This window comes from Vulcanithermus mediatlanticus, from assembly GCF_055385885.1.
On the sequence record NZ_AP042385.1, the window covers coordinates 941,687 to 965,146 of the forward strand.

Sequence of the window (23,460 nt, forward strand, 5' to 3'; positions counted from 1 at the left end):
CCCGTTAGGCTAAGGGCATGCGAGGTTGGCTCGTGCTTCTTCTCGGTGGGATCGCGATGGCGGCGAGCTTTGCCGCTTTTACCGTCGAGCCGAAGGGTGATCAGGAGGTCGATCTGACCACCGGCGTCACCACGCTGCCCCAGGGCGGCCGGCTCATCGACAGCGACTCGGGGGTGGCCCTCGAGGCCGCCCTCATCCGCTACAAGGAGGGCGAGTTCGTCGAGGCCGAACAGGCCCGTCTTTCCCGGAACGACCTTCGGTTTCGGGTGGGCAAACTCGAGTACCTGGTCGAGCAAAAAGAGGTGCGCCTCTCGGGTGGGGTGACCTTCTCGTCGGATTTCCTCGAGGGCCTCAAAGCGGACCGGGGCGTTCTCTTCATGGCCGATGACGTGGCCGTGCTCGAGGGTGGGGTCCGGAGCGACTCCCCGGCGTTTGAGGCCCAGCGCCTGGTGGCCGATACCCGCGAGGGGCTCGTCCTCCTGGTGGGCGATTTCCGCTACGAGGACCCGGCCCTCGGCCTCGTGCTCAGGGGTAAGGGCGAGTCGGCGCGACTGCTCATCACCTTCGTGCAGGGGAAAGAGCCCGAGGCGACCACCGAGGTCCCGGCCAAGGTGCGATCGCGCCTCGAGGCCTACCTCGCCGAGGCTGAACCCAACTAGATCGCGGGTTTCGTTAAGCTTAAGGGAGCATGCGCCCAAGGTTCTTCTTCTTTCTTCCCATCCTCGCCGCGCTGGCCTGGGCGGCTGGGGGCGGTTCGTGCCAGGAGCGCCCCTACACCCTCACCACCCCCCAGGGTTTGGTGGGGGGAACCGCGCTGACGCTGAAATCGGGCCGGCTCCGCTTCCGGAGCGCCTGCCTGGTGGGGGAGGGCGTTCGCTTTGAGGCCCGGGAGATCGTCTTCGACCGGGCCTCAAAGCGACTTGATGCTTCCGAGGCGAAAGGGGAGGTTCGGGGCTGGCGCTTTTCCGCCGCCCGGCTGGTGGCCAGGGACCAGGTGGTCGAGTTCGCCGACGCCACCTTTTCCCAGGGGCGGCTCGAGGTCCGCGCCGAGACCGCCGAGCGACGCGGCGATGCGGTGATCCTGACCCGGATCCGCGCCCGCACACCGCGCTACCGTTTTCGCGCCGATGGGGGGCGCCTCGAGGCCGGCCGCTTCGTCGCCGAGGGGATATGGGCCACGCCCTGCCGCTGCGGCGAGTCCCTGGTGCTCCTCGGCGACCGGGCGGTGTTCGACGCCAAGAGCGGGCGGCTCTTGGTCGAAGAAAGCCAGGTGACGTTCTACGGGCTGACGCTCGCCCGGCCAGACCCGCTCGTGCTCGATACCGCCGCCCCCATCGACCTGCGCTTTCCCCTCCGGCTCACCTACGCGGACGATGGCTGGACGGTGGGGGTGGTCGATTTCCCGCTCCTGGTCCCGGGCGAGCCGTTTGGTGCCTGGAAGACCCGGATCACCGCCCTGGGCCAGGGGATCGGCGGACCGAACCCGCGTTACACCCTGAGCCTGGTTGACGGGCAGAACCGTTTTGGGATGCGCTTTGCCGATCGGGATTTCGGTCTTTCGTTGCGGGCAGCCGACCTAACGGTCGAAAAGCGCCTTCTGCGCGACGGGGGCGGGGCTTACCTGCGGTATGCCCCCACCTTCGATGTGGGGGGGCTCCGGCTCGGCCCTTCGCTGGCGCTGGTGGACACCGGGGATCCCGGACTGGCGCTTGGGGTCTCGGCTCGAACGAGTTTTTCCGGAACCCGGTGGGGGGTACGTTACGCGTTTGGCCCCTGGGTGGAAACCACCTTTTACCCCGACGCGGCCACCTACGTGGCGGCGGGCGGGCGAGTGGAGCTTCGGGCGGGAGCCTTCCGCGTGGCCTACGCCCGTAGCCAGACCTGGGGCACGGCCCGCTACTTCCTCGAAAAGCGGACCCCCTCGGAGTCGGCGTTGCTGGCGTATGGTCCGGCGAGCCTCAAGTGGTCGAGAAACCTGGAGACGGGAACGGCGCGGCTCGACCTGCGCCTCGACACCCCGCTGTGGCTCCGGCTGAGCACCGGGTTTTCGGGCGTCACGGCCGATCGCCTCGAGGCCACGCTCGGCTACCGCGCCCCCGACCCAGCGGCCGGCGGCTTTGCGCTCTCACCGTATCTGGGGTACGATTTGACCTCGCGTGGGGTGAGCCGGGCGGGGCTTGACCTGGCTTACAGCGACGGATGTTTCGTGTACACGCTCGGCGTGTCCAGCGTGCTTCGCCCCTGGCCGGGAGAGGGTCAGGGCACGCGGGTCGTAATGGGGATGAGGCTGAAGTGAAGATGACGTCGAGCCAAGCGGCGGGATCGCGGTACGAGGGGGTGCGCTGGTGAGCCGGATCGACCGCTACGTCCTCAGGGAGGCGTTCCCCCCCTTCGTCTTCGGTCTGGTGATGTACGTCGTGCTCTTGCTTATCTCGAACCTCCTGGGCCAGGCCAAGTGGATCGTGGGGTTCCCCTTTTGGGGCATCGTGAAGTGGCTTTGGTACCAGGTGCCCTTGGTGCTGAACCAGACCATGCCGGTGGCCCTGATGCTGGCGGTACTCCTTGCCTTCGGGCGCCTGGCCCGGGAGAACGAGCTCCTCGTGATGCAGGCCGGCGGGGTGCCGCTTTTGCGCGTGGCCCGCTGGATCTTCGTCGCCGCGGTGCTCATGACCGGGGTCGGGCTCTACCTGGCCGAGTACGTGGTGCCCAAGGCCAACGCCAAGGTCACCCTCATCTGGTGGGACGAGCTGGCGACGCGGGGCCGGGGGCTCTCACGCCTGGTCGGCCAGGACGTTCCCATGGGGCCTTACCGCCTTTTCTTCAAGGGGTACGACTCCACCCGGGGCGAGATGCGCTCGGTCCGGCTGGAGCGCTGGGACGACACCAAGCTCTCGGTGGTGCTGGCCGAGCGGGGCAAGCTGGCCGGGAACCGGCTCACGCTCTGGGGCTACCGCGTCTATAACCTGGACCTCGCCGCGCTCGAGGTGGCCTCAGGCGACAGCGAGGCGGTGCTTAAGGATCTGGTCCGAAGTGTCCTCAAGCCCCAGGACCCCGGGGGCAAGCTGGTGCTGAAGCTTCCCAAAACCAGGGAGGAGCTCATCGCCAGAAACGCTGGCGAGCTCTGGGGCGATACCCAGAGCATCAGCTACTGGTGGCGGCGGATTCAGGAAACCCGGGGCTCGCCTCGGGACCAGGTCGAGGCCCGGGTGATGTTCCACAGCGACCTGGCCCTGCCCTTTGCCAACCTCATCGTGGTCGTGCTCTCGTTGCCTTTGGCGGTACGCAAGGCCACGGGGACGAGTCTGGCCTTTGGGTACTCGCTGATCGTGACCATCCTCTACTACTTGCTCATGACCGCGGGCAAGATCTTCGCGCTGGGTGGGAGCATTCCTCCAGAGCTCGCGGCCTGGGGGCCGAACCTCATCGCCTTGGGGCTTGGCCTTTGGTGGATGCGGTCCTTCGGCCGCTAGGGAAGAGCGCCAGCAGATACCCCGCTCCGGCGAGGAAAAACCCCAGCGGCAGCGGTTTGATGGCGGCGGCGGTCACGAGGGCGGCGATCAGGAGACCGCTCCGGACCCTTCCCGGACGCGCCCTGGCGGCGAGGTAGGCAAAGAGGGGCGGAAAGAGCCAGAAAAACACCCGGACCATACCCACGGCGAAGGGGGTCATGCCTTTCAGGATGCCCAGGGCGATGGGGCTTGTCAAATCGGGCTCGATTGGCTAGCATAGGCTTTGCCTGGCTTGTCCGGGCACGCAATGGGGCGTCGTCTAATGGCAGGACAGCGGACTCTGGATCCGCCGGTCGTGGTTCGAGTCCACGCGCCCCAGCCACCTGGCCCCTTCGACTAGTGGTTAGGTCACCGGCCTTTCAAGCCGGCGGCAGGGGTTCAAGTCCCCTAGGGGTCACCAAAGGAGGTCCGAGTCGCATTCTGGCCCCATCGTCTAGTGGCCTAGGATACCGCCCTCTCACGGCGGAGACGGGGGTTCGAATCCCCCTGGGGTCACCAGGGATGGGCGCGACTCGGACCTCGTCTTCTTGAAACCCGAGCGGTATACTCGGGGAAGGTATTTGGGGGGACGACGATGGAATTCAAAATTGGAGAACTGGGCGGATCGAGCAAGAACGACGATACGTTCGATGTGGTGATCATCGGCGGAGGGCCGGCGGGGTTGACCGCGGGCATCTACACCGGCCGTGCGGATTTGAAGACGGTCATCATCGAGAAGGGTCTGCCCGGGGGGCAGATCGCGCAGACGGAAGAGGTCGAAAACTACCCGGGCTTCCCCGAGGGCATCCAGGGCCCCGAGCTCGCCAACCGCATGGCGGAACAGGCGCGGAAGTTCGGCGCCGAGATCGTGATGGACGAGGTCACCGGCCTCGAGGTCACCGCCGATGGTTTCGTGGTCAAGGGCTTTGAGCGCGACTACCGGGCCAAGGCGGTGATCGTGGCCACTGGGGCGAACCCCAAAAAGCTCGGGGTTCCGGGCGAAGATAAGTTCTACGGCCGCGGGGTATCCACCTGCGCCACCTGCGACGGCTTCTTCTACCGTGATAAGGAGGTGGTGGTGGTCGGCGGGGGCGACGCCGCGGTCGAGGAGGGCATCTATCTCACCAAGTTCGCCAAGAAGGTGACCATCATCCACCGCCGTGACGAGCTCCGGGCCAACAAGGTCGCCCAGGCCCGCGCCTTCGCCAACCCCAAGATCGAGTTCCTGTGGAGCCACGTGGTGACCGAGGTCCTGGGCGAGGACCAGGTGACCGGAGTCCGGGTCAAGAACCTCAAGACCGGTGAGGAATACGTCTATCCCACCGACGGGGTGTTCATCTTCGTGGGGTCGGTGCCCAACACCGGCTTCCTCAAAGGGGTCGTCGAGCTCAGGCCCGACGGGTACATCGCGGTGAAGGACGAGGTTTTGACCTCGGTGCCCGGCATCTTCGCCGCTGGCGATGTGGCCGACCCGATCTACAAGCAGCTCGCCACCAGCGTGGGCGCGGGGACGCGGGCGGCGATGACCGCGGAGAAGTACCTGGCCGAGCGCGAGGAGGCCGGGGCCCCGGCATAGGTACCCCACCGTGGCTGTCGCCACGGTGGGGCCCCGGCGAAAAACACCACCGTGGCGGAGGTCGGGGGTCAGGTTCGGCCTGGCCCCTGCTCGCTTTGGGTACAATAAAGCCATGCTCAGTCAGGAACTTACCCAGGCCCTCGAGGCCCAGATCGGGCACGAATTCAGCGCCCACAACCATTACCTGGCCATCGCGGTGTATTTCGAAAGCCGCTCGCTCGACGGTTGGGCCGCATTTTTCTTCGCCCAGGCCGAGGAAGAGCGTGCTCACGCGATGAAGATCGTCCGCTTTTTGCTCGACAACGACGTGGCCCCGCGCATCCCCGAAGCCCGGGCGGCGGCCCCCGATTTCGAGAGCGCCCTCGAGGCGGTCAGGAGTGCCCTCGAGGCCGAGCGGTCGGTCACCGCCCAGTTCGAGCGGATGATGGAGATCGCCCTCAAAGCGCAGGACTTCCGCGCGGTGCCACTCATCGAGTGGTTCTTGAACGAGCAGATCGAGGAAGAATCCAGCATGCAAAAGCTGGTGGACCTCGTGGAGTCCGGCCTCAACCTCTTCCAGGCGCAAAGCTTCTTGCCCGCGCGGGGCGGCGAGGAAGCCGGCGCTTAGAGCGAGCGTCTCCCGTTTCACTGCGCTGATACAAAGGGGTTTCCCGGAACTTCCCGGGCCGGGCATTTCCCGCATCAGCTTGATCTTGGGCGTACTGGTCCAGCCCGGAGGCGAACTTCGTTTTGAAAAACAGGCGCCATTGCTCCAGAAGGTTTTCCAGAGCTTCACGGCGATTCAACGACAGGAAAAAGGGCAGGAGGTCACCGTGCTGCGCATTGCGGGCAAACTGCTCCCCCTGGGCCCGGATTTTTGCCCGCAATTCGTCGAGGAAAGATTGCACTACTGGACTCTTCTCAAATTCAGCCTGGAATACGGGCATCAGGCTTGGGGTTGGTAGGTCCCCGTGAATCCCGCTGTCAATGGGATAAATCCGACGGTGTCCCAGCCGCCGGGCCAGCGCCAGACCGATGGTGATGGATTCGTTTTTTGAGCGGAGACCCTTTTCCAGGGCCTTGCAAACCGTCTCTGGTAGATTCTGGCAGGCCTTTCTCGATTCCTGAGGCAGGTACGACCAGTGCAAGAGGGCCGAGTACCAGTCGTAGGCGGCCAGCAAATGGGCAACGATGTTGGTTCGTTGATAAGGGATCCAGCTCCGGTGATTCCAAAAGCCCATGCGCTTGCTCTTGCGCCTCAGCCCACGCTATGTCCAGCTTTGCCTGCATGAGATGCGCGAGTTTTGCAAAGGGTACCGTGGCCTCGACGTGCATTTGGCCTCGCATGCAGACCATCCAGGCGATCTCTTCGGGAGGGTCGCACTCGACGCCGACAAAATCGGGCCCGAATTCGGTCAGGACGTCGATCAAGTGGGCCAGGGCGGCGCGGGCGAATTCCGGTATTTCCGTTTGAATCAAGTCGCTGGACTCCGCCAAATGTATGGTTCCCAATACGAGGATCTTGGTTCTCTCAGCAGGGGGGATCGGTGCCTCGAACGGGGCGCACAGTGAGTCTTTGCGCATCTCGGTTCATTCTTGCCAAAAGGGAAGCTTCTCGTTCGGTCATGGATCACGCCCTCCCGGCCCTGATCGGGAGTTGCTGTCGGTGGCTTACCTGAACGGGCACGAAATGTGGTTGAATGAGCCATTCAGTCAACAACCCAGGTCTTCTGCGTGGTGTGTGCGCGGCGCGGTTTGCCGGGGTTTTCGAGGAGCGGACCTCTCGCCTCTGAGCATGGTCTGCTTCGTCTTACTTGTGGTAAGATTAAGCCATGCCCTTGACCCGGCTCTCCACCAAAGGTCAGCTGGTTTTGCCCAAGGCGGTCCGGGAGGCCCTCGCGCTGAGGCCGGGAGATGAGTTCCTGGTGGAAGTGGAGGGCGACACCATCCGGCTCGTGCCCCTGCGGCGGAAGTTGCGCGAGGTCCTGGACTCCCTTCCGGGCCACGCCCCTAAGGTGGAGTTTCCGAGTTTTGATGCGCTTGTTGAAGCGGAGCGGGAGGAGGCCCGCAAGAAGTGGGGTCGGTGATCGCCGACGCCAACTTCCTGCTCAGGCTGATCACCAAGCACCCTGAGCCCATGTACCGCGCAGCCCGCGCGTTCGCTCTGGAAGCGGAAAAGCTCGGGGAGCAGGTGGAAGTCCATCCCATGCACGTGGCGGAGGCCATCTACGTGCTGGAGGGACGGATCTACGGGCTTTCCCCCAAGGAGGCGGCGGGGGAGATCCTTCTGCTCCTCGAGGCCCGGCCCTTTGCACCTCGGGAGGAAAAGGCCCTCCTGGCCGCCCTCAAGGCTTACCCCGAAAGCGGCCTGGATTTTCCCGACGTCTTTTTGGCCGAGCTGGCCCGGTGTGAGGGGAAACGGGTCCTCAGCTTCGATCGAAAGATTGCGAAGACCGGAATTGATCTTTTGACGCCACAAGAAGCCGGGGACGAACTTCGGTGAGTCTCGCCGGGCTCGAAAAGATCACCGACCAAGCTGCGGGGTGGGGGATGCCGCGTTCATGAACGCCTGTTTTGAGTGGAGTGGAGCCCGTGACGTCGCATGGCGATCAGGAGACCGAGGGCGATCCAGAGGGTGGCTCCAAGGGGGTCGTCGATCACGAGGAAAACAAACCCCCTCGAGGCCGTCCACCCGGTTTCAGTATCGGCGGCTGTTCGTGGAAGCCAGGCAACAAATGACCATCGTGGCTGTGGATGCGGTCCAGGACCTAAGTGAGCATCCACCGGTTTTTCAACATGCCGGTGCGAGATTGGCGGTCGTTTGCGTTTGCCCGGGGCCCCCGCCGTGGCTTTTGCCACGGCGGGGTACTTAGCGTATCCGGTACTCGGCGGCCAGCGCCGCCGCCTCGGCCCGGGTCGCAACGCCGAGCTTTTCGTAGAGCCGCTGGATGTAGGTCTTCACCGTGTGTTCGGAGATCCCGAGCGCCTCGGCGATGGCCCGGTTGGCGTACCCCTTGGCGATCAGGGAGAGCACCTCACGCTCGCGCCGGCTGAGCTGGGGCAGGTTCGGGCGGGGGTGTTGCCGGATGGCCTCGAGGGCCTTCGCGGTGACCTCGGGGTCGAGCACCGCTTTCCCGGCCGCCACCTGCCGGATGGCCTGGGCCAGGAGCTGCGGCTCGACGCTCTTCGTCAGGTAGCCGGCGGCCCCGGCCCGGATGGCGGCGAAGAGGTCGTCGTCGGCGTCGGAGACGGTGAGCACCAAAACCCGGGCCTGGCCGGCGAGCCGGCGCGTCGCTTCCACCCCGCCCATCCCCGGCATGTGCAGATCGAGCAGGACCACATCAACGGGGTGGTCCTCGATGCGCTCGAGGGCCTCTTCGCCGCTCGCCGCCTCGGCCGCCAGAACAAACCCCTCGTCCTCGAGGACGCGCACCAGCCCACGCCGGAAGAGTGCGTGATCGTCCACCACCATGACCCGGATCATCGTCCCGACCCGCTCCCCACGGGGTTCAGGGGCAGCCTGGCTGTGAGCGTCGTTCCCCGCCCCGGCGCGCTCTCGATCCAGAACTCACCCCCCAGCTCCTCGATGCGCTCGCGCATGATGGCGAGCCCGTGGTGGCCTTTGGGATCGAGGCGGCGGGGGTCAAAGCCGACGCCGTCGTCGCGGATCACCAGCCGGAGGGCGTTGCCGCTGTGATTGAGGCCGACCTCGACCCGTCGCGCCTTGCCGTGACGGGTGGCATTGGTCAGGGCTTCCTGGAGCACCCGCGCCAGCTGCACCACGACCTGTGCGGGAAGCTCGAGGCCGGGAGGGGAATCAAACCGGGCCACGAGCCCTTCCCGCCGGGCCAGGGTGGTCACGACTCGGCTGAGAAACTCGGCTGGGTGTTCCTCGGCCTGAGGCGCGATCTGGAGGTCCTCGATGCCCTGCCGGGTTTTCTCGTAGATGGTGAGGACCATCTCGCCGAGGTCGGCGAGCTCGGGGTAGAGGCGCTCCAGACGGCGGAAGGTCAGGTGGAGCGCCGCCAGGTCTTGCGCCAGCCCGTCGTGCAGTTCCCGGGCGATACGGTGGCGCTCGCGCCACACCAGGCGGGAAGCGGCATCGCCCAGCTGGAAAAGCAGCGCCACCTGGGTGGCGACCACCTCGAGGAGCTGTTGATCTCGACCCCTGTGGGCAAAGGGCGCGGGAAAGGCGATGGCGAGCACGCCATCCCGCCCGGCGGGGAGGTAGACGATCCGCCCGCCCGCGGCCCCGGGGAAGGCTGGTGGGGGCGGAACCTCGTGCCCCAGCACCAACCGCGGCCTCACCCCGCGTTCATCCCGGGCGTAGAGCGTCGCCGCCCCGGCCCCCAGCGCCGGCAGCACCCGCTCCAGGAATCGCCGGGCCGCGAGGCCGAAGTCGTCGGAGGCGCTGAAATCGGCGCCCAGGTCTCGCAGGGCCGCGAGGGCGCGTCCCTCGGCCTGGTACCCCCACCAGGCCAGCGCGATCTCGCTGCCCAGCGCACGCAGGCTCTGCTCGGTGGTGGGGTCCCAGCTGGGGCGGTCGAGCCAGAATAGCCCCAGGACCTCGGGCCCCAAGGTGACGGGGACGCACCGCCAGCCAGGTGCCAGCGTGCAGCGGGGCTGGCCGCAGTCGGGGCACGGTCCCTGACCGATTTGGGTTTCGACCGCCGCCGAGCCCTCGAGGCTGCCCTCGGCGATCGCCCAGCGTGCGCCGGATTCGCTGGCGTACCAGATCAGCGCCCCTCCGCGGGCCTCGCTCAGCTGGATCGCCAGGTTCACGAGCGAACGGGCCACGTCTTCGACGCGCCTGGCCCCGGCCAAAAGCCTGGTCGCGCTGTGGAGCGCCTCGATCTGGTGGTTGCGGCGAACGTGGGCCTCGCTCTCTCGTTCGGCGGTTTCGACGCTGCTGGCGAGCCAGCCCAGCAAAACCCAGGCCACGGCCGGCCCCACGACCCCATAAAGGATGAGCTCTGAATCGAGGTGGAGCGAGGTCGGCAGGCGCTGGATGCCGAGGTGATGGGCGGCCACCACCAGCGACATCCCGAGGGCGAGCGGGGTCCGCAGGGTCGCGATTCGCTTGTGCACCCTGGCCATGCTTCGGCTCCAGTCTACGCCGGCCCGGCCCGGCCCCGCTACCCCTTAGCCGGCATAGAGAAGTGAATCTGTCCACCGAGTGAGGGACATATGTCCCCCTTCCCGCCGATTGTTGCTCGCCGGCCTCGTTCATATAAACGGGGGCAAAGGATCGCGATCGATATGGGGAGGATGCTCGCATGAGTCAGGATTCGTTCGTCGCTGTCAGGAGATCGCCGGGCGCCCCGCCCGCGCTTTGGGGCGGCTTCGTGCTCTTTTTCGCACTGGTGGTGGGGATCTCATGGATCGCCAGCGTACGCTCGCCGCTTCGGACGTTCGCGGCCCCGGGCGTGCAGGTGATCGTCCTCGAGGACTACCGATTCGCCCCCAAGCGGCTGGTGTGGCGCGCCGGAGAGACGATCACCGTCAAGCTCGTCAACGCCGCGCTTCCTCCAACCGGGCACGAGCACGAGATCATGATCGGTCAGGCGGCGGCCATGCGCTCCGGGCCGCTCGGTGTACTGCCGGGGCACGGCTTTAACGTGCCGTTTTTCGGTTCGACCCGGATCGAGGTGCTCGACGCCAAGGGGGTGAAGATGATCATGGCCCCGAATCTCGAGGTCCTCGGTGGCGACCTCGAGCCCATGGCCATGGGCGGCATGTCGGGCGCGGACATGGCGATGCCCGGCGAGAAAGCGATGCCCGAGGGCGGGGGGGACCACACCGAGCCCCCAGCCGCGATGGACATGGGTGGGATGGCCATGGCCATGCAGATGTACGTCGGCCGCTGGGTGAGTGCGACCGAGCGGGAAGAGCTCGCCAAGTCGATGGACGAGATGCGCGGCGACAACATGTTCCTCATCGCCCCCGGGGGATCGCTGACGATTCGCTTTACCGTCCCGGAAAAGGGCGGGCTTTGGGAGATCGGTTGCTTTGCCGGTGAGGGGTCGCACTACATCGCCGGAATGCGGGCTCTGGTGCAGGTGGTGGGCCGGGAAGGAGGGCACTGATGGATCGGCAGCAGGCGCGCGACTGGCGGAACCTGGCCCTTTTGTGGGTCGTCTTCGGGGCCTTTTCCAGTTTGGTCCTGGTGCCCTGGATGATCCGCAGCTACCCGCCGGTCTATGCCCTCGAGGGCGAAGTCTCCGACAAGGCGGTGTTCTTCCTGCTCTATTTCGCGGTGACCGGCTTCGTTTTGATCGTGGTCTCGATCGTCTACATGGTGTGGCGGTTCCGGGCGAGTGGCGAGGAAAGCAGGGGCGTCGGCGGGCGGGTCCACCCCCTTTACGTTGGCCTTTGGGTGACGATCAGCGCCTTGCTCAACGTCACCTTCGTGATCTATCCCGGGGTCTACGGGCTGAAGGAGATCGCCAAGTCGGCGGCGGTGAAAGATCCCCTGGTGGTCGAGGTCACCGCGCTGCAGTGGGGTTGGAAGTTCAGCTATCCCCAGCTCGGCTTGGCCGACCAGGAGGAGCTGGTTTTGCCGAGGGGCAAGACGGCGAAGATCGTGGTGCGCTCGCGGGACGTGCTGCACAGTTTCTGGGTGCCGGCCTTTCGCATCAAGGTGGACGCGGTGCCCGGGACCACCAACGTGCTCTACATCACGCCGACGGAGGAAGGCAGCAGCGAGGAAGATCCCCGGATCCGCGTCCAGTGCGCCGAACTTTGCGGTGTGGGCCACGCCTGGATGCGGGCACCGGTGCGGGTGGTCTCCGAGGCTGAGTTTCTGGCCTGGGTGAAAGCGCAAGGAGGGCTGCCGGCCCGGGCCTTGGCGAGGGAGGGTGAGTGATGGCGGTCGAGCCGGTTCGGCCCGCAAGGGCTTCGTTTTTTGAAACCACCGCCTATTTGCTGCGGGCGTTCTTCTGGGGCGGTATCGGCTTTCTGCTCGGTTCGGGCCTGGTGGCCTTGGTCTTTGGCCAGCGCCCGTACGGTGATCTTGGGTTGACCGTGGGGTATCTTTTCGGCCTCGTCGGCTGGATTCTGGGGGGCGGGGCGCTTGAAGCCTGGGTCAAGCCCTGGTTCGGCCTGGCCTCGGATTACGACGAGGGGACGGGCATCGCCCGGTATTTCCGCTTCAACACCGACCACAAGGTGATCGGGATCCAGTATCTCTGGGCCAGCGCCTTCGCCTTTGCCCTGGCCGGGGGCATGGCCATGCTCATGCGGGCCGAGCTGATGAGCCCGGCGCTGGACTTCTTTTCCAGCCCCCAAACCTATAACTCGCTGGTGGCGGTTCACGGGAGCCTGATGATCTTCGCGGTGGCGGTGGTGGCCATCGTGGGCGGGTTCGGCAATTACTTCGTACCCCTTATGGTCGGCGGCGATGACATGCCCTTCCCCTACGTCAACGGCCTTTCCTGGTGGTTCGTCATCCCCGGGGTGCTGGCGCTGGCCCTGAGCCCGGTTCTGGGTGGCAGTGAGGCCGGGTGGACGGGGTATGCCCCGCTTTCGATCCAGGGGCCATCCGGGGGCGTGCTCTACTTCCTCGGCGCCTACACCCTCGGGATCTCGTCGCTCCTCACCGCGGTCAACGTGATCGGCACCGTGCTGTATAAACGGGCCCCGGGACTCACCCTTTCCCGGCTGCCGCTTTTCGTGTGGGGCATGGTGGCGACTTCGTTCTTGAATCTGCTCTGGGTGCCGGTGATCGGCACCGCGATGCTGATGGGCGTCTTCGACCGCGTCGTCCCCACCGGCTTTTTCCGTCCCGAGGTCGGGGGGATCCCGCTCGTGTGGCAGGACCTCTTTTGGCTCTTCGGCCATCCCGAGGTCTACATCATCATCCTCACCGCCTGGGCGATCTGGCTTGAGGTCCTGCCGGTGTTCGGCCGGCGCAGCCTGGCCGGCTACGGGTGGGCGGTGGGCGGATTTTTGGGGGTGGCTTTCCTGAGTTCGGTGGTCTGGACCCACCACATGTTCACCACCGGGCTCGGCGACCGCCTCATTCCCTTCATGAGCACCACCGAGCTCATCTCGATCCCCACCGGATTCGTCTTCATGGTAGCGCTGGCGACGCTCTGGCGGGCGCGGATTCGCCTCGCCGCTCCCATGCTGCTGGTGCTGATGAGCATGGTCAACTTCCTCATGGGGGGCACCACCGGCATCTTCCTCGCCGATGTCCCCTCCGACCTCATGCTCCAGGACACCTACTTCGTGGTGGCCCACTTCCACTACACCATCATCGGCGGCATGGTCTTCACCTGGCTCGCCGGGCTTTACTACTGGTTCCCCAAGTTCGCGGGCAGGATGTACGACGAGTCGCTGGCCAAACTCGCCGCCTGGTGGGTCTTCATCGCCTTCAACCTGACCTTTTTCCCCATGCACATCGCCGGGATCGAGGGCATGAACCGGCGGATCGCCGAGTACCTGCCCTACCTCGAGGGCATCAACACCTGGATCAGCGTCTGGGCGTTTTTGCTGGGCATCGGATTTTTCCTTCATCTTTTAAACCTCGTCTACAGCTGGATCTGGGGCGAGCAGGCGCCAGCTAACCCCTGGGGCGGTAAGACCCTGGAGTGGCAGACCAGTTCGCCGCCGCCCCATCACAACTTCGAGACGACGCCGGTGGTTCGAGGCAGCTTTTATCGCTACGGAGAGGAGGAGGCCTGATGCACCAGGATGTTTCGGCCACGCTCAGCGAGCGGGAGGTCCGGATGTACCGGGGCAGCTTCGCGCTGATCATCTTCGCCGAGGCTGTGGCCTTCGTGACCGTGTTCGCATCCCGATTTCTCTACACCGGGACCGACACGCCCCTCGAGCTCGGGGTCTTGTCCCTGGCCATCGCGGCGGTGCTCTGGGCGGGGTGGTTTTTGGCCCGCGGGGGGCTTTCTGCCCTGCGCCGGGGCGAGCTCGGCCGGTCGGCGGCCGCTCAGGGATGGGGGGCGCTGTTGGCCTGGGTGGCGGTACTCCTTTTGATCGTCGACCTGCGAACCGTGGGCCTGGCCCCGAGCGGGCTTTTCGCCTCGCACTATTACCTGGCCGAGGCCATGCACCTGCTGCACGCGCTGGCCGGGGCGCTGGCGCTCACCGCGCTGTGGTCGAAGACCCGCCGCAATGGCCTCGCTGCGGGTAACGCCTGGGTCCTCGAGGCCGGCGTCTTGTTCTGGGGGTTTGTGGCCTGGGTGTGGATCGCCTTTTTGCTGGTGTTCTTTGTGATCTAGGAGGCTTTGATGATCGGGTGGTGGCCGTTTTGGATGGGCTTTTCGGCGCTGGTTTTCCTGGGGTTTGCGCTTTGGTTCTTGCGGGCAGCGAGGGCCGAGGACGAGAGCGAGTGACCCTTAGGGTTTGAGGACGACAAAGTCGTAGGGCCCGAGCTCCTTGCCTTCCCCCAAAACCCCGGGCAGCGGCACCGCCTCCGGCGACACGTTGACCAGGGCCAAAAAGCCATCGCGCCACACGGCGAAGACGCGGGGGTCGAGTTCGAGGACCGTGTGCGGGGCGTTCGTGGCGGGTCGGAACTGGGTCAGGAGATGCGAAAAGCCGCGATGGACGCGAGAGAAGCGGTGTCCGGGGTTTGACAGTCTGGCCTCGAGGAGACCACGGTCGAACTTCTCCCGGTTCAACCGGCGCTTGATGCCGCTTGTTCGGTGGCCCTCGTGCCACGAGCCGGCCCCGAGCAAAGACTGGAAGTAGATCGCTGGCAGGCCGGGGAGCGCGAGCATGATGAGGTGTGAGCCGAGGTGGCGCTTCAGGGCCGTCGATTCGTCCTCACCGGGCGGGTTGAGGGCGTCCCACCAGGTGAGGTTCAGCTCGTAGGGAACCTCGGCCTTTTCCGCCTGCCGGTAGCTCACCTCGCCGCCGTGGGCCCGGGTGCGCTCGACCAGCCGGACCACGTCCGCTTCCGGGATGAGGCCCTCGGCGGGGCGGAGTCCGATGCCGTCGTGGGAAGCGAGGAAGTTGAGGAAGGCGGTTCGGGGCGAGGGGGTTTTGAGCTCGGCGGCCCAAAGCGCCAGCCGGCGCGCGTCGCCCCGGGCGTAGGCGTCGAGCACGAGCGGCGGTAGGGCGAAGTTGTAGACCAGCTGGGCCTCGTCGTAGCCGTCCCCAAAGTAGGCGACGTTCTCCCGGTGGGGCACGTTGGTTTCGCTCACCAGCTTGACCTGGGGCGCGGCGATGTCGAGCGCGGCGCGGAAGGCCTTGATCAGGGCGTGGGTCTCGGGTTCGTGGATCGAGGGGCGGCCCGGGGCCTTCCACAAAAACCCCACCGCGTCCAGGCGCAAAAAGGTCGCCCCCTGATCGACGTAAAAGAGCAGCAGGCGGAGGATCTCGCGGAAGACTTCGGGATTGCGGTAGTCGAGGTCGACCTGGTCGGGGCCGAAGGTGGTCCACATCCGGCGCCCGGCGATCTCGGTAAAGAGCGGCGAGGTCCGGGGGCGCACCACCCGCGAGGTGTCAAAGCCGGGGTCCTCGAGGAAGAAACGGGAAAACGGCGGCTCGCCGCGCAGGAATTTGGCAAACCACACCCCCTGGCGCGAGGCGTGGTTGATCACCGCGTCGAGCATCAGCCGCCGGCTGGCCGCGAGCGCGCGCACTTCGCCCCAGCCACCGAGATCTTCCCGGACCTTCCGGTAATCGATCACCGAAAAGCCGTCGTCGGAGGAATAGGGGTGGATGGGGAGCAGGTGGAGGTCGGGGATCCAGTCGAGCCAGCGGTCCATGAACGCGGCCAGGCTTTGGAGCGCCGGCTTCCCGGGTTCGCGGACGTGATCGCCGTAGGCGATCAGCATGGCCTCGCCGGGTTCGAGGTCGAGAGCCTCGATGGTGCCCTGGAGGTGGGGGTGGGCCTTTTGAAAGACCTCCAGTTCGGGAAGGAGCGCCGCGACCAGTGGTGCCGCCGCATCCCGGTAGACGAAGCGAAGGTGTCTTTCAAGCCGTTTTTCTGCGGGCGGCATCGATGGCCTCCTCCAGGACGCGCCGGAGGCGCGGGTAGCCGAAGTGTTGTTTGGCCAGGGCGTGGTTGTGCTCGACCCAGTCGCGGGTCAACCCGGGGTCGGCGAGGAGCGCGTCCACCTGCTCGGCGACTTGGGGGGTGATGCGCTCCGACACCTCGACAAAGCGAAAACCGAGCGGTTGGATGTCGGCGAGGTAGACGGGATAGCGTCCCACCAGCACCGGCTTTTTCGCCCAGACCGCCTCCAAAAGGGCGTTGCCAAACCCCTCATAAGCGCTGGGGTAGGTGACGAGGTCGGCGTGGTGGTAGGCGTCCCAGAGGCGGAAAGGTCGCTCCTCGTGCTCGCCCCCGACCCAGGCGTCGGCGAAGCGAAGGTCGACGTTCTTTTTCCGAGCCTCGTCTTGGAGCCAGTTTTTGTAGGCGTAGCCCTCGTCGCCGGCGGGGTGGGTGACCAGCACCACCGGGTCATGCCCCAGGGCCTTGAGGCGCGCCGCCAGATCGATGCTCAGCTCGATGCGCTTCCTTGGCACCACCCGCGTGGGCTGGAGGAGGAGGGTGCGCCCGGAGAGGCCCAGCGCCGCTTTGAAGTCGCTGCGGACGGCGGGCGGGGTCTGGTCGAAGTCCATGACGTTGGGCAAGAGCAGCGAGCTGAGGCCCCGCCGCGCGAGGAGCGCCGCCTGGGCCAGGGTGTTGATCGAGAGCTGGATTGGCCCCGGTGGGGGAAAGAAGCCCTCGATCAGGGGCTGTACCTTGTTGCGGGCAAAGCGTTCTCGCTCCCAGGGGTAGTCGTGGTTGTGGCTGATCGCCGGGACGCCGAGCAAACGCGCCAGCTCGACCAGTGCCGGGGCGAGGGGGAGGTGCATGGGAATGGCCCAGGCGTTTTGCACCAGCATGAGATCGGGGCGATCGTCGCCGAGGGCGTTTCGCATGGCCCGGGCCAGCGCCCGGCCGGCCTCGAGGATCTCGGCCACCAGCGCCCTGTCCTCTCCCCCTTCGCCGAAGGCCCGCTCGGCGAACTCGCGGGCCACGGAGTCCTGGAAGTGCATCGCCGGAACCTCAAACCCCGCGCGGTCGTTCGAGAGTTCCCCCGCCAGGTGAATCACCTCGTGCCCCATCGCCTCGAGCACCTGCCGCACCTTCTCGGCCTCGAGGCTCACCCCGTCGTTGCCAGCAAGGCGTGTCGCCGCCATCAGAATTCGCATCTCTACCCCTTCACCCCGCCGGCGGTGAGCCCGCCGATCAGGTAGCGTTCGAACCAGAAAAAGAGCAGCATCACCGGCACGGTGACGATCACCGCCCCGGCCATGAGGTACTGGTAAGGGACCTCCTGGTTGTTGAGCGCCACCATGCCCCGGGAGAGGGTGAAGATCTCGGGGGTGTCGAGGAACATGAAGGCGAAGAGGAACTCGTTCCAGGCGATCATGAAGACGTAGAGTCCTACCGAGGCCAGTGCGGGAAGGGAAAGCGGCAGCGTGATCCGCCAGATGACCTCGAGGCGGCTGCATCCATCGATCAGTCCCGCCTCCTCCAGGCTTTGGGGGATGGTTTCGAAATAGCTCCGGAGCATGTAGAGGGCCACCGGCAGGGTCTGGGCCAGGTAGACGATGATCAAGCCGGAAAGCGTGTTGCGCATCCCCAGCTGGGTGAAGACAACGTAGAGGGGGATGGCGAGGACGATCGCCGGAAACATGTAGGTGAGGAGCACCGCCCGCTCCATGAGGGCGCGACCGCGAAATTCGAGCCGGGCCACGGCGTAGGCCCCGAGCACCGAGAGGATGAGGGTCAGGACCATGGTCGTGATCGAGACGTAGGCGGTGTTGGCGATGTAGCGCAGGAAGTTGTAGTCGACGAGAACCGCCCGGTAGCCCTCGAGGAGCTTCGCCAGCCCGGCGCCGAGGCCGCTGGCGAAGAGATGGGTGGGCAGCGAGAGGTTGGCGGGGTCAGCGAGGAACTCGACCCGGGGTTTCAGCGAGGCCACCAGCATGGCCCAGAAGGGAAAGACCACCACGAAGACGAAGAACATAAAGCCGAGGGCCCGGAGCCCTTTAAGTCCCAATGTTTCATAGGTCTCCCGGCCCCCGGGTTCACCGGGAAGGTCGCGCAGGGCGTAGGCGGAGAGCGCCCCGCTGGCCCCGCCGGTGAGGATCAGCCAGATGCCCCCGGGCTGGCCGAGGCGTTCGCCCGCCAGCCAGGCCAGGATGGCGCCGATCAGGGCGGTGAGGATGAGCGTTGCCGGATGCTGGCGCGCGATGGGGGGGACTTTGGCGATCGCGGCCCCGAACAGGGCGCCGAACGCGAAGGCGGCCTCGAGGCGGAACTCGGTGGTAAGCCCGGCGAAAAGCCCGAGCGCGAGCGAGGCACCGAAAAAGGCCAAAGTGGCGGCCAGCCCGCCGACCAGGGCCCCGAGCAAAACCCAGAAGCCGGCCCTCATACCTCCCCCTTGGGTGCGAAGCGGAAATAGAGGCTGAGAAAGAGGGCCAGGATGAAAAAGAGCACCACTGCCAGCGCGGCGCCGAGGCCGAGGTCGGCCCGGGCGAAGGCGTAGTCGTAGACCTTGATGGTGATGGTCTCGGTGCCCGCCGCACCCCCGGTGAGCAGGAAGATGTCGTCAAACTTGTTGAAGGTCCAGATGAAACGGAGGAGGAAGAGGGTGCCGAGGATGCCCAGGAGCTGGGGCAGGGTCACGTGACGGAAGGTCTGCCAGGGGCCGGCGCCGTCGACCCGGGCTGCCTCGAAGAGGACCGCCGGCATCGCCTGCATCCGGGCCAGGATGAAGAGGAAAGCGAAGGGAAAATAGCGCCAGCCCTCGAAGAGGATCACCGCGGTGAGCGCCAGGGGAATACGGACGCTGGCCCCGAAGGCCGAGATCTCCCAGGTGCGCTGCGAGAGAAAGGGGATCGGCTGGCTCGTCGCCCCGTACTTTTGCAAAAGGGCATTCACCGTGCCGGAAAAGGGGTCGAGGAGGAAGACCCAGACGAAGGCCACCGCGATCACCGGAGCCACGTAGGGAAAGAGGAAAAGGCCCCGGAAGAGGTTTCGCCCCCAAAAGCGCACCACCAAGAGTTGGGCGGCGAAAAGGCCGAGGAGAATGGACAGGGTGGTGCCGAAGACGGTGTAGGCCAGGGTGACCCAGAGCATGGGCCAGAAGTCGGGGTCCTGGAAGACGCGGATGAGGTTGCCCGCCGTCCAGGGCTTGACCAGGAGGGGATTTTGCGCCCGGGTCTCGACCGCAGGGCGACTCGCGCGCGGGCTCGGGCGCCCGGCGTCGAAGTAGGCTTTTTGAGCCAAGAAGGTCACGGTCAGGGTCACCCGCTGCCGGGGCTTTGGGCCCGCCAGGCGGCAAGTGAGGCGCTCCGCGGCGAGGGTGCATCCGGGCGGCAGGGTGAGGGCGGTGAGTCCGGCCGGGATCGAATCGCGGATGGTGGTGCTGACGATCGGGTTTTTGCTGCGATTTTCCACCCGGTAGGTGACGACGAGCTGTTCGCCCGGGGCGGTGGGCGCGTTTAAAATTCGCTCGCGGACCACCGCCTTCGGAGCGCGCAGGTCGCCGAGCCGGATGTCCTTGAAGGCGATCCAGAAGTTGGCGATGACGGGGAAGATCACGATGAGGAGAACGATCGTGACCGTCGGCAGGAGCAGGTAGAAGGCGAGCCGGGCTTCGCGGGCTTTGAGGCTTCGTCGCATAGCTCAAAGAATCCGCCGGCCGGGGAGGCCCGGCCGGCGATCCGGGACTACTTCAGGGCCTCCACCGCGCGTTGCATCTCCGCGGCCGCGGCTTCGGCGGTGAGTTCTCCGTCGAGGTAACGGCGCACGATCTTGGGGATCACCTTCTCGCCGTAGACCTTGGCCACCAGCTCGCCGTATCCACGGCTAAAGCCCCAGCGGTCGGCGACCTCGAGGCCGGCCAGGATCTTCTTCACCACCTCGGGCGGGTAGATCTCACCCAGCGGCCGCTTGCGGTCCACGCCGATCTTGAGCTTGGACCAGCCGTCGATGAAGCGGTTCGGTTCGCTCATCGTGCCCCGGCGGACCGGGAACTTGCCCTCGGGGGCCATCGAGAGCCAGTCGAGGTAGGCGTCGGTGAGGAGGAACTTCACGAACTTCTTGGCCGCCGCCACGTCGGCGTCGGCGGTGATGCCGATGTAGCTGATCTGGGCGTAGGAGGCGCCTTTGGGGTTATTGGGACCGACCAGGCGGGCGACGAACCCGGTTTCCCTGGCCAGGGCGTCGGTGGTGGGATCGTTGAAGGCGGTCACCGGCACCGAGTCGCGGAGTCCGGCGAGCTCGTCGAGGATGAAGGGCGACCAGATGATCTGGGCCGCCTTGCCGGCCATGTAGAGCTCGCGCGACTGCTTCCAGTAGAGGTTGCCGGGGGGACTGGCCTGGGCGAGCTTCTTATAAAACCTCAGCGTCTCTACCATTTGCGGAGTATTGAGGGTGATGTTCCCCGCTTCGTCGACCAGGCGCACGCCGTTGGCGAGCGCGATGTGCTCGAAGACCTGCTGGAAGTAGACCTGACTGGGGTCGGTGGCGGCCACGAAGCCGTACATGGCGGGCGGGTTGTGGAGGGCCTCGATCGCCGCCAGGATGGAGGCGAAGGTCTTGGGCTCAGACAGGCTCTTCGCCTTGATAAGGTCGCGGCGATAGAGCAGGAGCTGGGTCCAGCCGTCGGTGGGAACCGCGGTGTAATTCCCCCGGTAGCTGGCGAGCGCCAGGGCGCCTTGGGCGAAGGTGGAGGCGCCGAGTTCGCTCACCACCTCGGTCGCCGCCTCGGTGTCCAGGATGCCTTCGGCCGCCCAGCCCACGGTGTAGTCCACCGGGTGGAAGACCAGATCCGGGAGCTGGCCGGCGGCGAAGGCGGCGGTGATCCGCTCGGCGAGCTGGTTCTCCGTAACCGGCACGATCTTCACCGTGATGCCGGTCATGGCCTTAAAGCGCTCGGCGATTTGCCGTTGAACCTCCATGCGTTTGGGTTGTTCCTCGGTGGTCCAAAGGGTCAGGGTCTGCGCAAACCCCAGCCCGAAGAACGCGAGTATTCCGAAAACCGAAAGCCACTTCTTCATGCCACACCTCCTTTGTGCTTCACCGACGCGCGAGCGACGAGCTCGCACGGGAGCACCTTGCTTTCCGGCGTCCTGCCGGCGAGTAGGGCCAGCACCGCCCGACCGGCCTCGAGGCCCAGTTGGTAGGCGGGCTGGCGCAGGGTGGTGAGCGGTGGGTTCAGGTACGCGGCAAAGGCGAGGTCGTCAAACCCCACCACGCTCACGTCGTCGGGAATGGCCAGGCCGGCTTCAAAGGCCGCCTTATACACGCCGAGGGCCATGCGGTCGTTGGCTACGAAGACTGCGGTGAAGGTTTCGTGTTCGATGAGGGCGCGCATCGCGCGGTAGCCGCCTTCTTCGCTGAAATCCCCCCGCGCCATGGGGCCCAGGGGCACGCCGGCGTCGGCGAGTGCCCGCCGGTAGCCCCGCTCGCGTTCGCGCCCGGCGCGGCGAAGGCCCTGGATGTGGGCGATCCGGGTGTGACCGGCCTCGAGGAGCAGTCGGGTGGCCCGGTAGGCGGCGGCTTCGTTGTCGATCTGGAACGTGGGGAGCGCGGTTGCCTGCCCTTCGCGTTCGATGAGCACCGCTGGCGGCAGCTTGGGGAAGCGCTGGCTGAGGGCCGGGGCGGGGATCCCGGAGCCCACGAGCACCAGGGCCTCCACCTTGCGGGCCAGCATCTCGTCGAGCAGCGCCGCTTCACGGCTGGGGTCGCGCCGGCTTTCGGTGCCGATGTAGCCGTAGCCGTGTTCGAGGAGGGCGTCGGAGAGGCCGCGGAGCATCAGGCCGTAGAGGGGGCCGGTGCTGTCGGGGATGACCACCCCGACGGTGCGGCTCTTGCCGCTGGCCAGGGTCTGGGCCATGCGGTCGGGGCGGTAGCCGAGGGCCCGGATGGCCTCGAGGACCTTGGCCTTGGTTTCGGGGGCCACCCGGCCCCCGTTCAGGGCGCGGGAGACCGTGGCCACCGAGACTCCAGCCTTTTTTGCCACCTCGTAGATCGTGATCCGGCCCATGCCTACCTCGTGTAAGCGCTTACACTAGCAGCGATAAAATCAATTATCCAAACCGCTCTATGCGTTCACCATAACTGCCGCCGGGCTTTTCGTCAAGGAACGAAGGCGGCCGCCCGGAATCTCCGGGCGGCCTCGAGGGCTTTTTCTCCTTAGCCCGCGGTCTCGGTCTGGTCGCCCTTGCCGTAGATCGAGCGCATGAGCATGTAGGTCACGGTCGCGCTGGCCAGGGGGATCAGGATGAGCATGGTCCAGAGCACGGCGTTCGAGAGCCCCAGTTCCTGCTTCCACCCGGCGAGCGTGCCCACGAAGAAGAAGAAGAGGATGCCCACGGTCACGCTGGTGCGCAAGGGGTGGTGGCTCGGCAGCTCGAGGTAGCGCATCTTGGTCTTCCGGGCATCGACGAGCGGCAAAAGCACCGCTGCGATCCCCAAAATACCGGGGATCAGCACCCCGCCGATGAACTCGGGGTTGAGTTCCTGCCCCCAGGGCAGCGGAATCACCCAGGAGTTGGGGATGATTTGCAGGATGCCGTAGATCCACAGGAAGTACCAGTCGGGCTTCACCGCTGGCGTGGAGGCCCCGGGCGGCCCGTAGGCCTCGATCGGGTGAGCGATGAACACCCCGCCGAGGATGAAGAGCACACCCAGATAGAGGAGGAAAAGGAGGCCCATCACCGCGGCCTGCATCGGCATCATCGGCACGCCGAGAATCTTGCCGGGGGCGATCTTCTCGGCATACCGCGGCTGGGTGTGCTTTTGCTTGATCATGATCAGCATGTGGAGCCCGATGAGCGCCAGCAGGGTCAGCGGCAGCCACACCACGTGGATCGAGTAGAGCCGGGGCAGCGAACGGAGGGTCGGGAACTCACCTCCGAACATCACCTGCGAGATCCACTGGCCGACGTAGGGGATCGAGGCCCCGATGCCGTAGCCGATCTGGGTGGCGGTCACGGCGTAGGCGTCGTAGGGCAGCGAGTACCCGGTGAAGGCGGTGACCACCGCCAGGCCCAAAAGCCCCAGGCCAATGTACCAGTTGATCTCCCGGGGTTTCTTGTAGGCCCCGGTGACCAGGATGCGCAGCAGGTGGAGGAAGGCGGCCGCGATCATGATGTGCGCCGACCAGTGGTGCACGCTGCGGATCACCTTGCCAAAGGGCAGCGAGTCGATGTAGAGCACCGAGGCGTAGGCGGCTGGGAGATCTTCACCCTGATATTTGATGATCCGGGCCGAGGGCTCGTAGTTGAAGGTGAGGAAGAGACCGGTGAGCACCAGGGCGATGAAGGCGAAGAGGGTGATCTCGCCGAGGAAGAAGGAGTGGTGCACCGGGAACGCCTTGCGCATGAACTTCTTGTTGAGTCTGCCGAGGTCCAAGCGCTCGTCAAGCCATTTGTAGACGCTCATGG

At 66.0% G+C, this 23,460-nt stretch carries 22 protein-coding genes and 3 tRNA genes; 14 read left to right on the forward strand and 11 right to left on the reverse strand.

Features of this window, described 5'->3' with window-relative positions; genetic code table 11:
• Positions 1-17 precede the first annotated feature (17 nt).
• The 3 genes from ACZ5BT_RS05770 to ACZ5BT_RS05780 are packed head-to-tail and all read left to right on the forward strand — an operon-like array spanning position 18 to position 3,470.
• A complete protein-coding gene (locus ACZ5BT_RS05770) occupies positions 18-659 on the forward strand; it encodes a hypothetical protein (RefSeq protein ID WP_464885655.1) in 642 nt (213 codons plus the stop codon).
• A 29-nt stretch (positions 660-688) separates the two neighbouring features.
• The gene (locus ACZ5BT_RS05775; protein WP_464885656.1) at positions 689-2,296 is read left to right on the forward strand and encodes a hypothetical protein; all 1,608 of its coding nucleotides are present in this window, start codon (positions 689-691) and stop codon (positions 2,294-2,296) included.
• A 49-nt stretch (positions 2,297-2,345) separates the two neighbouring features.
• Positions 2,346-3,470: an LptF/LptG family permease gene (locus ACZ5BT_RS05780; RefSeq protein WP_464885657.1), complete on the forward strand. Its 1,125-nt coding sequence runs from the start codon at positions 2,346-2,348 to the stop codon at positions 3,468-3,470.
• Here the strand turns inward: ACZ5BT_RS05780 and ACZ5BT_RS05785 are convergent.
• Positions 3,421-3,705 carry a hypothetical protein gene (locus ACZ5BT_RS05785; RefSeq protein WP_464885658.1) on the reverse strand — a complete coding sequence of 95 codons (285 nt, stop codon included), beginning with the start codon at positions 3,703-3,705 and terminating at the stop codon, positions 3,421-3,423. The genes ACZ5BT_RS05780 and ACZ5BT_RS05785 overlap by 50 nt on opposite strands.
• Before the next feature lie 52 nt (positions 3,706-3,757).
• Here ACZ5BT_RS05785 and ACZ5BT_RS05790 point away from each other — a divergent pair.
• The 5 genes from ACZ5BT_RS05790 (at position 3,758) to ACZ5BT_RS05810 (ending at position 5,671) form a co-directional block, all read left to right on the forward strand.
• A tRNA-Gln gene (locus tag ACZ5BT_RS05790) sits at positions 3,758-3,831 on the forward strand.
• Between the two features lie 3 nt (positions 3,832-3,834).
• A tRNA-Glu gene (locus tag ACZ5BT_RS05795) sits at positions 3,835-3,909 on the forward strand.
• A gap of 22 nt (positions 3,910-3,931) precedes the next feature.
• Positions 3,932-4,007 (forward strand) — tRNA-Glu (locus ACZ5BT_RS05800).
• A gap of 76 nt (positions 4,008-4,083) precedes the next feature.
• Positions 4,084-5,064: a thioredoxin-disulfide reductase gene (gene trxB / locus ACZ5BT_RS05805; protein WP_464885659.1), complete on the forward strand. Its 981-nt coding sequence runs from the start codon at positions 4,084-4,086 to the stop codon at positions 5,062-5,064.
• A gap of 112 nt (positions 5,065-5,176) precedes the next feature.
• Positions 5,177-5,671 carry a ferritin gene (locus ACZ5BT_RS05810; protein WP_464885660.1) on the forward strand — a complete coding sequence of 165 codons (495 nt, stop codon included), beginning with the start codon at positions 5,177-5,179 and terminating at the stop codon, positions 5,669-5,671.
• Here ACZ5BT_RS05810 and ACZ5BT_RS05815 read toward each other — a convergent pair.
• Positions 5,610-6,284 carry a DUF5694 domain-containing protein gene (locus ACZ5BT_RS05815; RefSeq protein WP_464885661.1) on the reverse strand — a complete coding sequence of 225 codons (675 nt, stop codon included), beginning with the start codon at positions 6,282-6,284 and terminating at the stop codon, positions 5,610-5,612. The genes ACZ5BT_RS05810 and ACZ5BT_RS05815 overlap by 62 nt on opposite strands.
• 591 nt (positions 6,285-6,875) lie before the next feature.
• Here ACZ5BT_RS05815 and ACZ5BT_RS05820 point away from each other — a divergent pair.
• Complete coding sequence (locus ACZ5BT_RS05820) at positions 6,876-7,130, forward strand: AbrB/MazE/SpoVT family DNA-binding domain-containing protein (protein ID WP_464885662.1); 255 nt, start codon at positions 6,876-6,878, stop codon at positions 7,128-7,130.
• A complete protein-coding gene (locus tag ACZ5BT_RS05825) occupies positions 7,118-7,546 on the forward strand; it encodes a PIN domain-containing protein (RefSeq protein ID WP_464885663.1) in 429 nt (142 codons plus the stop codon). Before ACZ5BT_RS05820 ends, ACZ5BT_RS05825 begins: the two co-directional genes overlap by 13 nt.
• A gap of 366 nt (positions 7,547-7,912) precedes the next feature.
• On the opposite strand, the gene ACZ5BT_RS05830 is transcribed toward ACZ5BT_RS05825, so the two are convergent.
• Together ACZ5BT_RS05830 and ACZ5BT_RS05835 are read right to left on the reverse strand one after the other, a co-directional pair.
• Positions 7,913-8,527, reverse strand: coding sequence for a response regulator (locus ACZ5BT_RS05830; protein ID WP_464885664.1), 615 nt, complete (start codon positions 8,525-8,527; stop codon positions 7,913-7,915).
• The gene (locus ACZ5BT_RS05835) at positions 8,524-10,140 is read right to left on the reverse strand and encodes a sensor histidine kinase (protein WP_464885665.1); all 1,617 of its coding nucleotides are present in this window, start codon (positions 10,138-10,140) and stop codon (positions 8,524-8,526) included. The genes ACZ5BT_RS05830 and ACZ5BT_RS05835 overlap by 4 nt, the downstream gene beginning before the upstream one ends.
• A gap of 179 nt (positions 10,141-10,319) precedes the next feature.
• Here ACZ5BT_RS05835 and ACZ5BT_RS05840 point away from each other — a divergent pair, with 179 nt between their 5' ends.
• Genes ACZ5BT_RS05840 through ACZ5BT_RS05855 form a run of 4 tightly spaced genes read left to right on the forward strand, consistent with a single transcriptional unit; the run spans position 10,320 to position 14,279 of the window.
• Positions 10,320-11,129 (forward strand): hypothetical protein, encoded by an 810-nt coding sequence (locus tag ACZ5BT_RS05840; RefSeq protein ID WP_464885666.1) that lies wholly within the window; start codon positions 10,320-10,322, stop codon positions 11,127-11,129.
• Complete coding sequence (gene coxB / locus ACZ5BT_RS05845; protein ID WP_464885667.1) at positions 11,129-11,908, forward strand: cytochrome c oxidase subunit II; 780 nt, start codon at positions 11,129-11,131, stop codon at positions 11,906-11,908. The genes ACZ5BT_RS05840 and coxB overlap by 1 nt, the downstream gene beginning before the upstream one ends.
• Positions 11,908-13,728, forward strand: a complete 1,821-nt coding sequence (locus ACZ5BT_RS05850; protein ID WP_464885772.1) for a cytochrome c oxidase subunit I — start codon at positions 11,908-11,910, stop codon at positions 13,726-13,728. Before coxB ends, ACZ5BT_RS05850 begins: the two co-directional genes overlap by 1 nt.
• Entirely contained in the window at positions 13,728-14,279 is a 552-nt protein-coding gene (locus tag ACZ5BT_RS05855; protein WP_464885668.1) for a cytochrome c oxidase subunit 3, read from the forward strand. The genes ACZ5BT_RS05850 and ACZ5BT_RS05855 overlap by 1 nt, the downstream gene beginning before the upstream one ends.
• A 117-nt stretch (positions 14,280-14,396) precedes the next feature.
• Here the strand turns inward: ACZ5BT_RS05855 and ACZ5BT_RS05860 are convergent, their stop codons facing one another.
• The 7 genes from ACZ5BT_RS05860 to ACZ5BT_RS05890 form a co-directional block, all read right to left on the reverse strand.
• Complete coding sequence (locus tag ACZ5BT_RS05860) at positions 14,397-16,007, reverse strand: alpha-amylase family glycosyl hydrolase (RefSeq protein ID WP_464885669.1); 1,611 nt, start codon at positions 16,005-16,007, stop codon at positions 14,397-14,399.
• Complete coding sequence (locus tag ACZ5BT_RS05865) at positions 15,982-17,208, reverse strand: glycosyltransferase family 4 protein (protein ID WP_464885670.1); 1,227 nt, start codon at positions 17,206-17,208, stop codon at positions 15,982-15,984. The genes ACZ5BT_RS05860 and ACZ5BT_RS05865 overlap by 26 nt, the downstream gene beginning before the upstream one ends.
• Positions 17,209-17,210: 2 nt before the next feature.
• Positions 17,211-18,437 (reverse strand): carbohydrate ABC transporter permease, encoded by a 1,227-nt coding sequence (locus ACZ5BT_RS05870; RefSeq protein WP_464885671.1) that lies wholly within the window; start codon positions 18,435-18,437, stop codon positions 17,211-17,213.
• Complete coding sequence (locus ACZ5BT_RS05875) at positions 18,434-19,690, reverse strand: carbohydrate ABC transporter permease (RefSeq protein ID WP_464885672.1); 1,257 nt, start codon at positions 19,688-19,690, stop codon at positions 18,434-18,436. Before ACZ5BT_RS05875 ends, ACZ5BT_RS05870 begins: the two co-directional genes overlap by 4 nt.
• 47 nt (positions 19,691-19,737) lie before the next feature.
• Positions 19,738-21,069, reverse strand: a complete 1,332-nt coding sequence (locus ACZ5BT_RS05880) for an ABC transporter substrate-binding protein (RefSeq protein ID WP_464885673.1) — start codon at positions 21,067-21,069, stop codon at positions 19,738-19,740.
• Positions 21,066-22,058: a LacI family DNA-binding transcriptional regulator gene (locus tag ACZ5BT_RS05885; protein WP_464885674.1), complete on the reverse strand. Its 993-nt coding sequence runs from the start codon at positions 22,056-22,058 to the stop codon at positions 21,066-21,068. Before ACZ5BT_RS05885 ends, ACZ5BT_RS05880 begins: the two co-directional genes overlap by 4 nt.
• A gap of 149 nt (positions 22,059-22,207) precedes the next feature.
• The gene (locus tag ACZ5BT_RS05890; protein WP_464885675.1) at positions 22,208-23,458 is read right to left on the reverse strand and encodes a cytochrome b; all 1,251 of its coding nucleotides are present in this window, start codon (positions 23,456-23,458) and stop codon (positions 22,208-22,210) included.
• Positions 23,459-23,460: the final 2 nt, after the last annotated feature.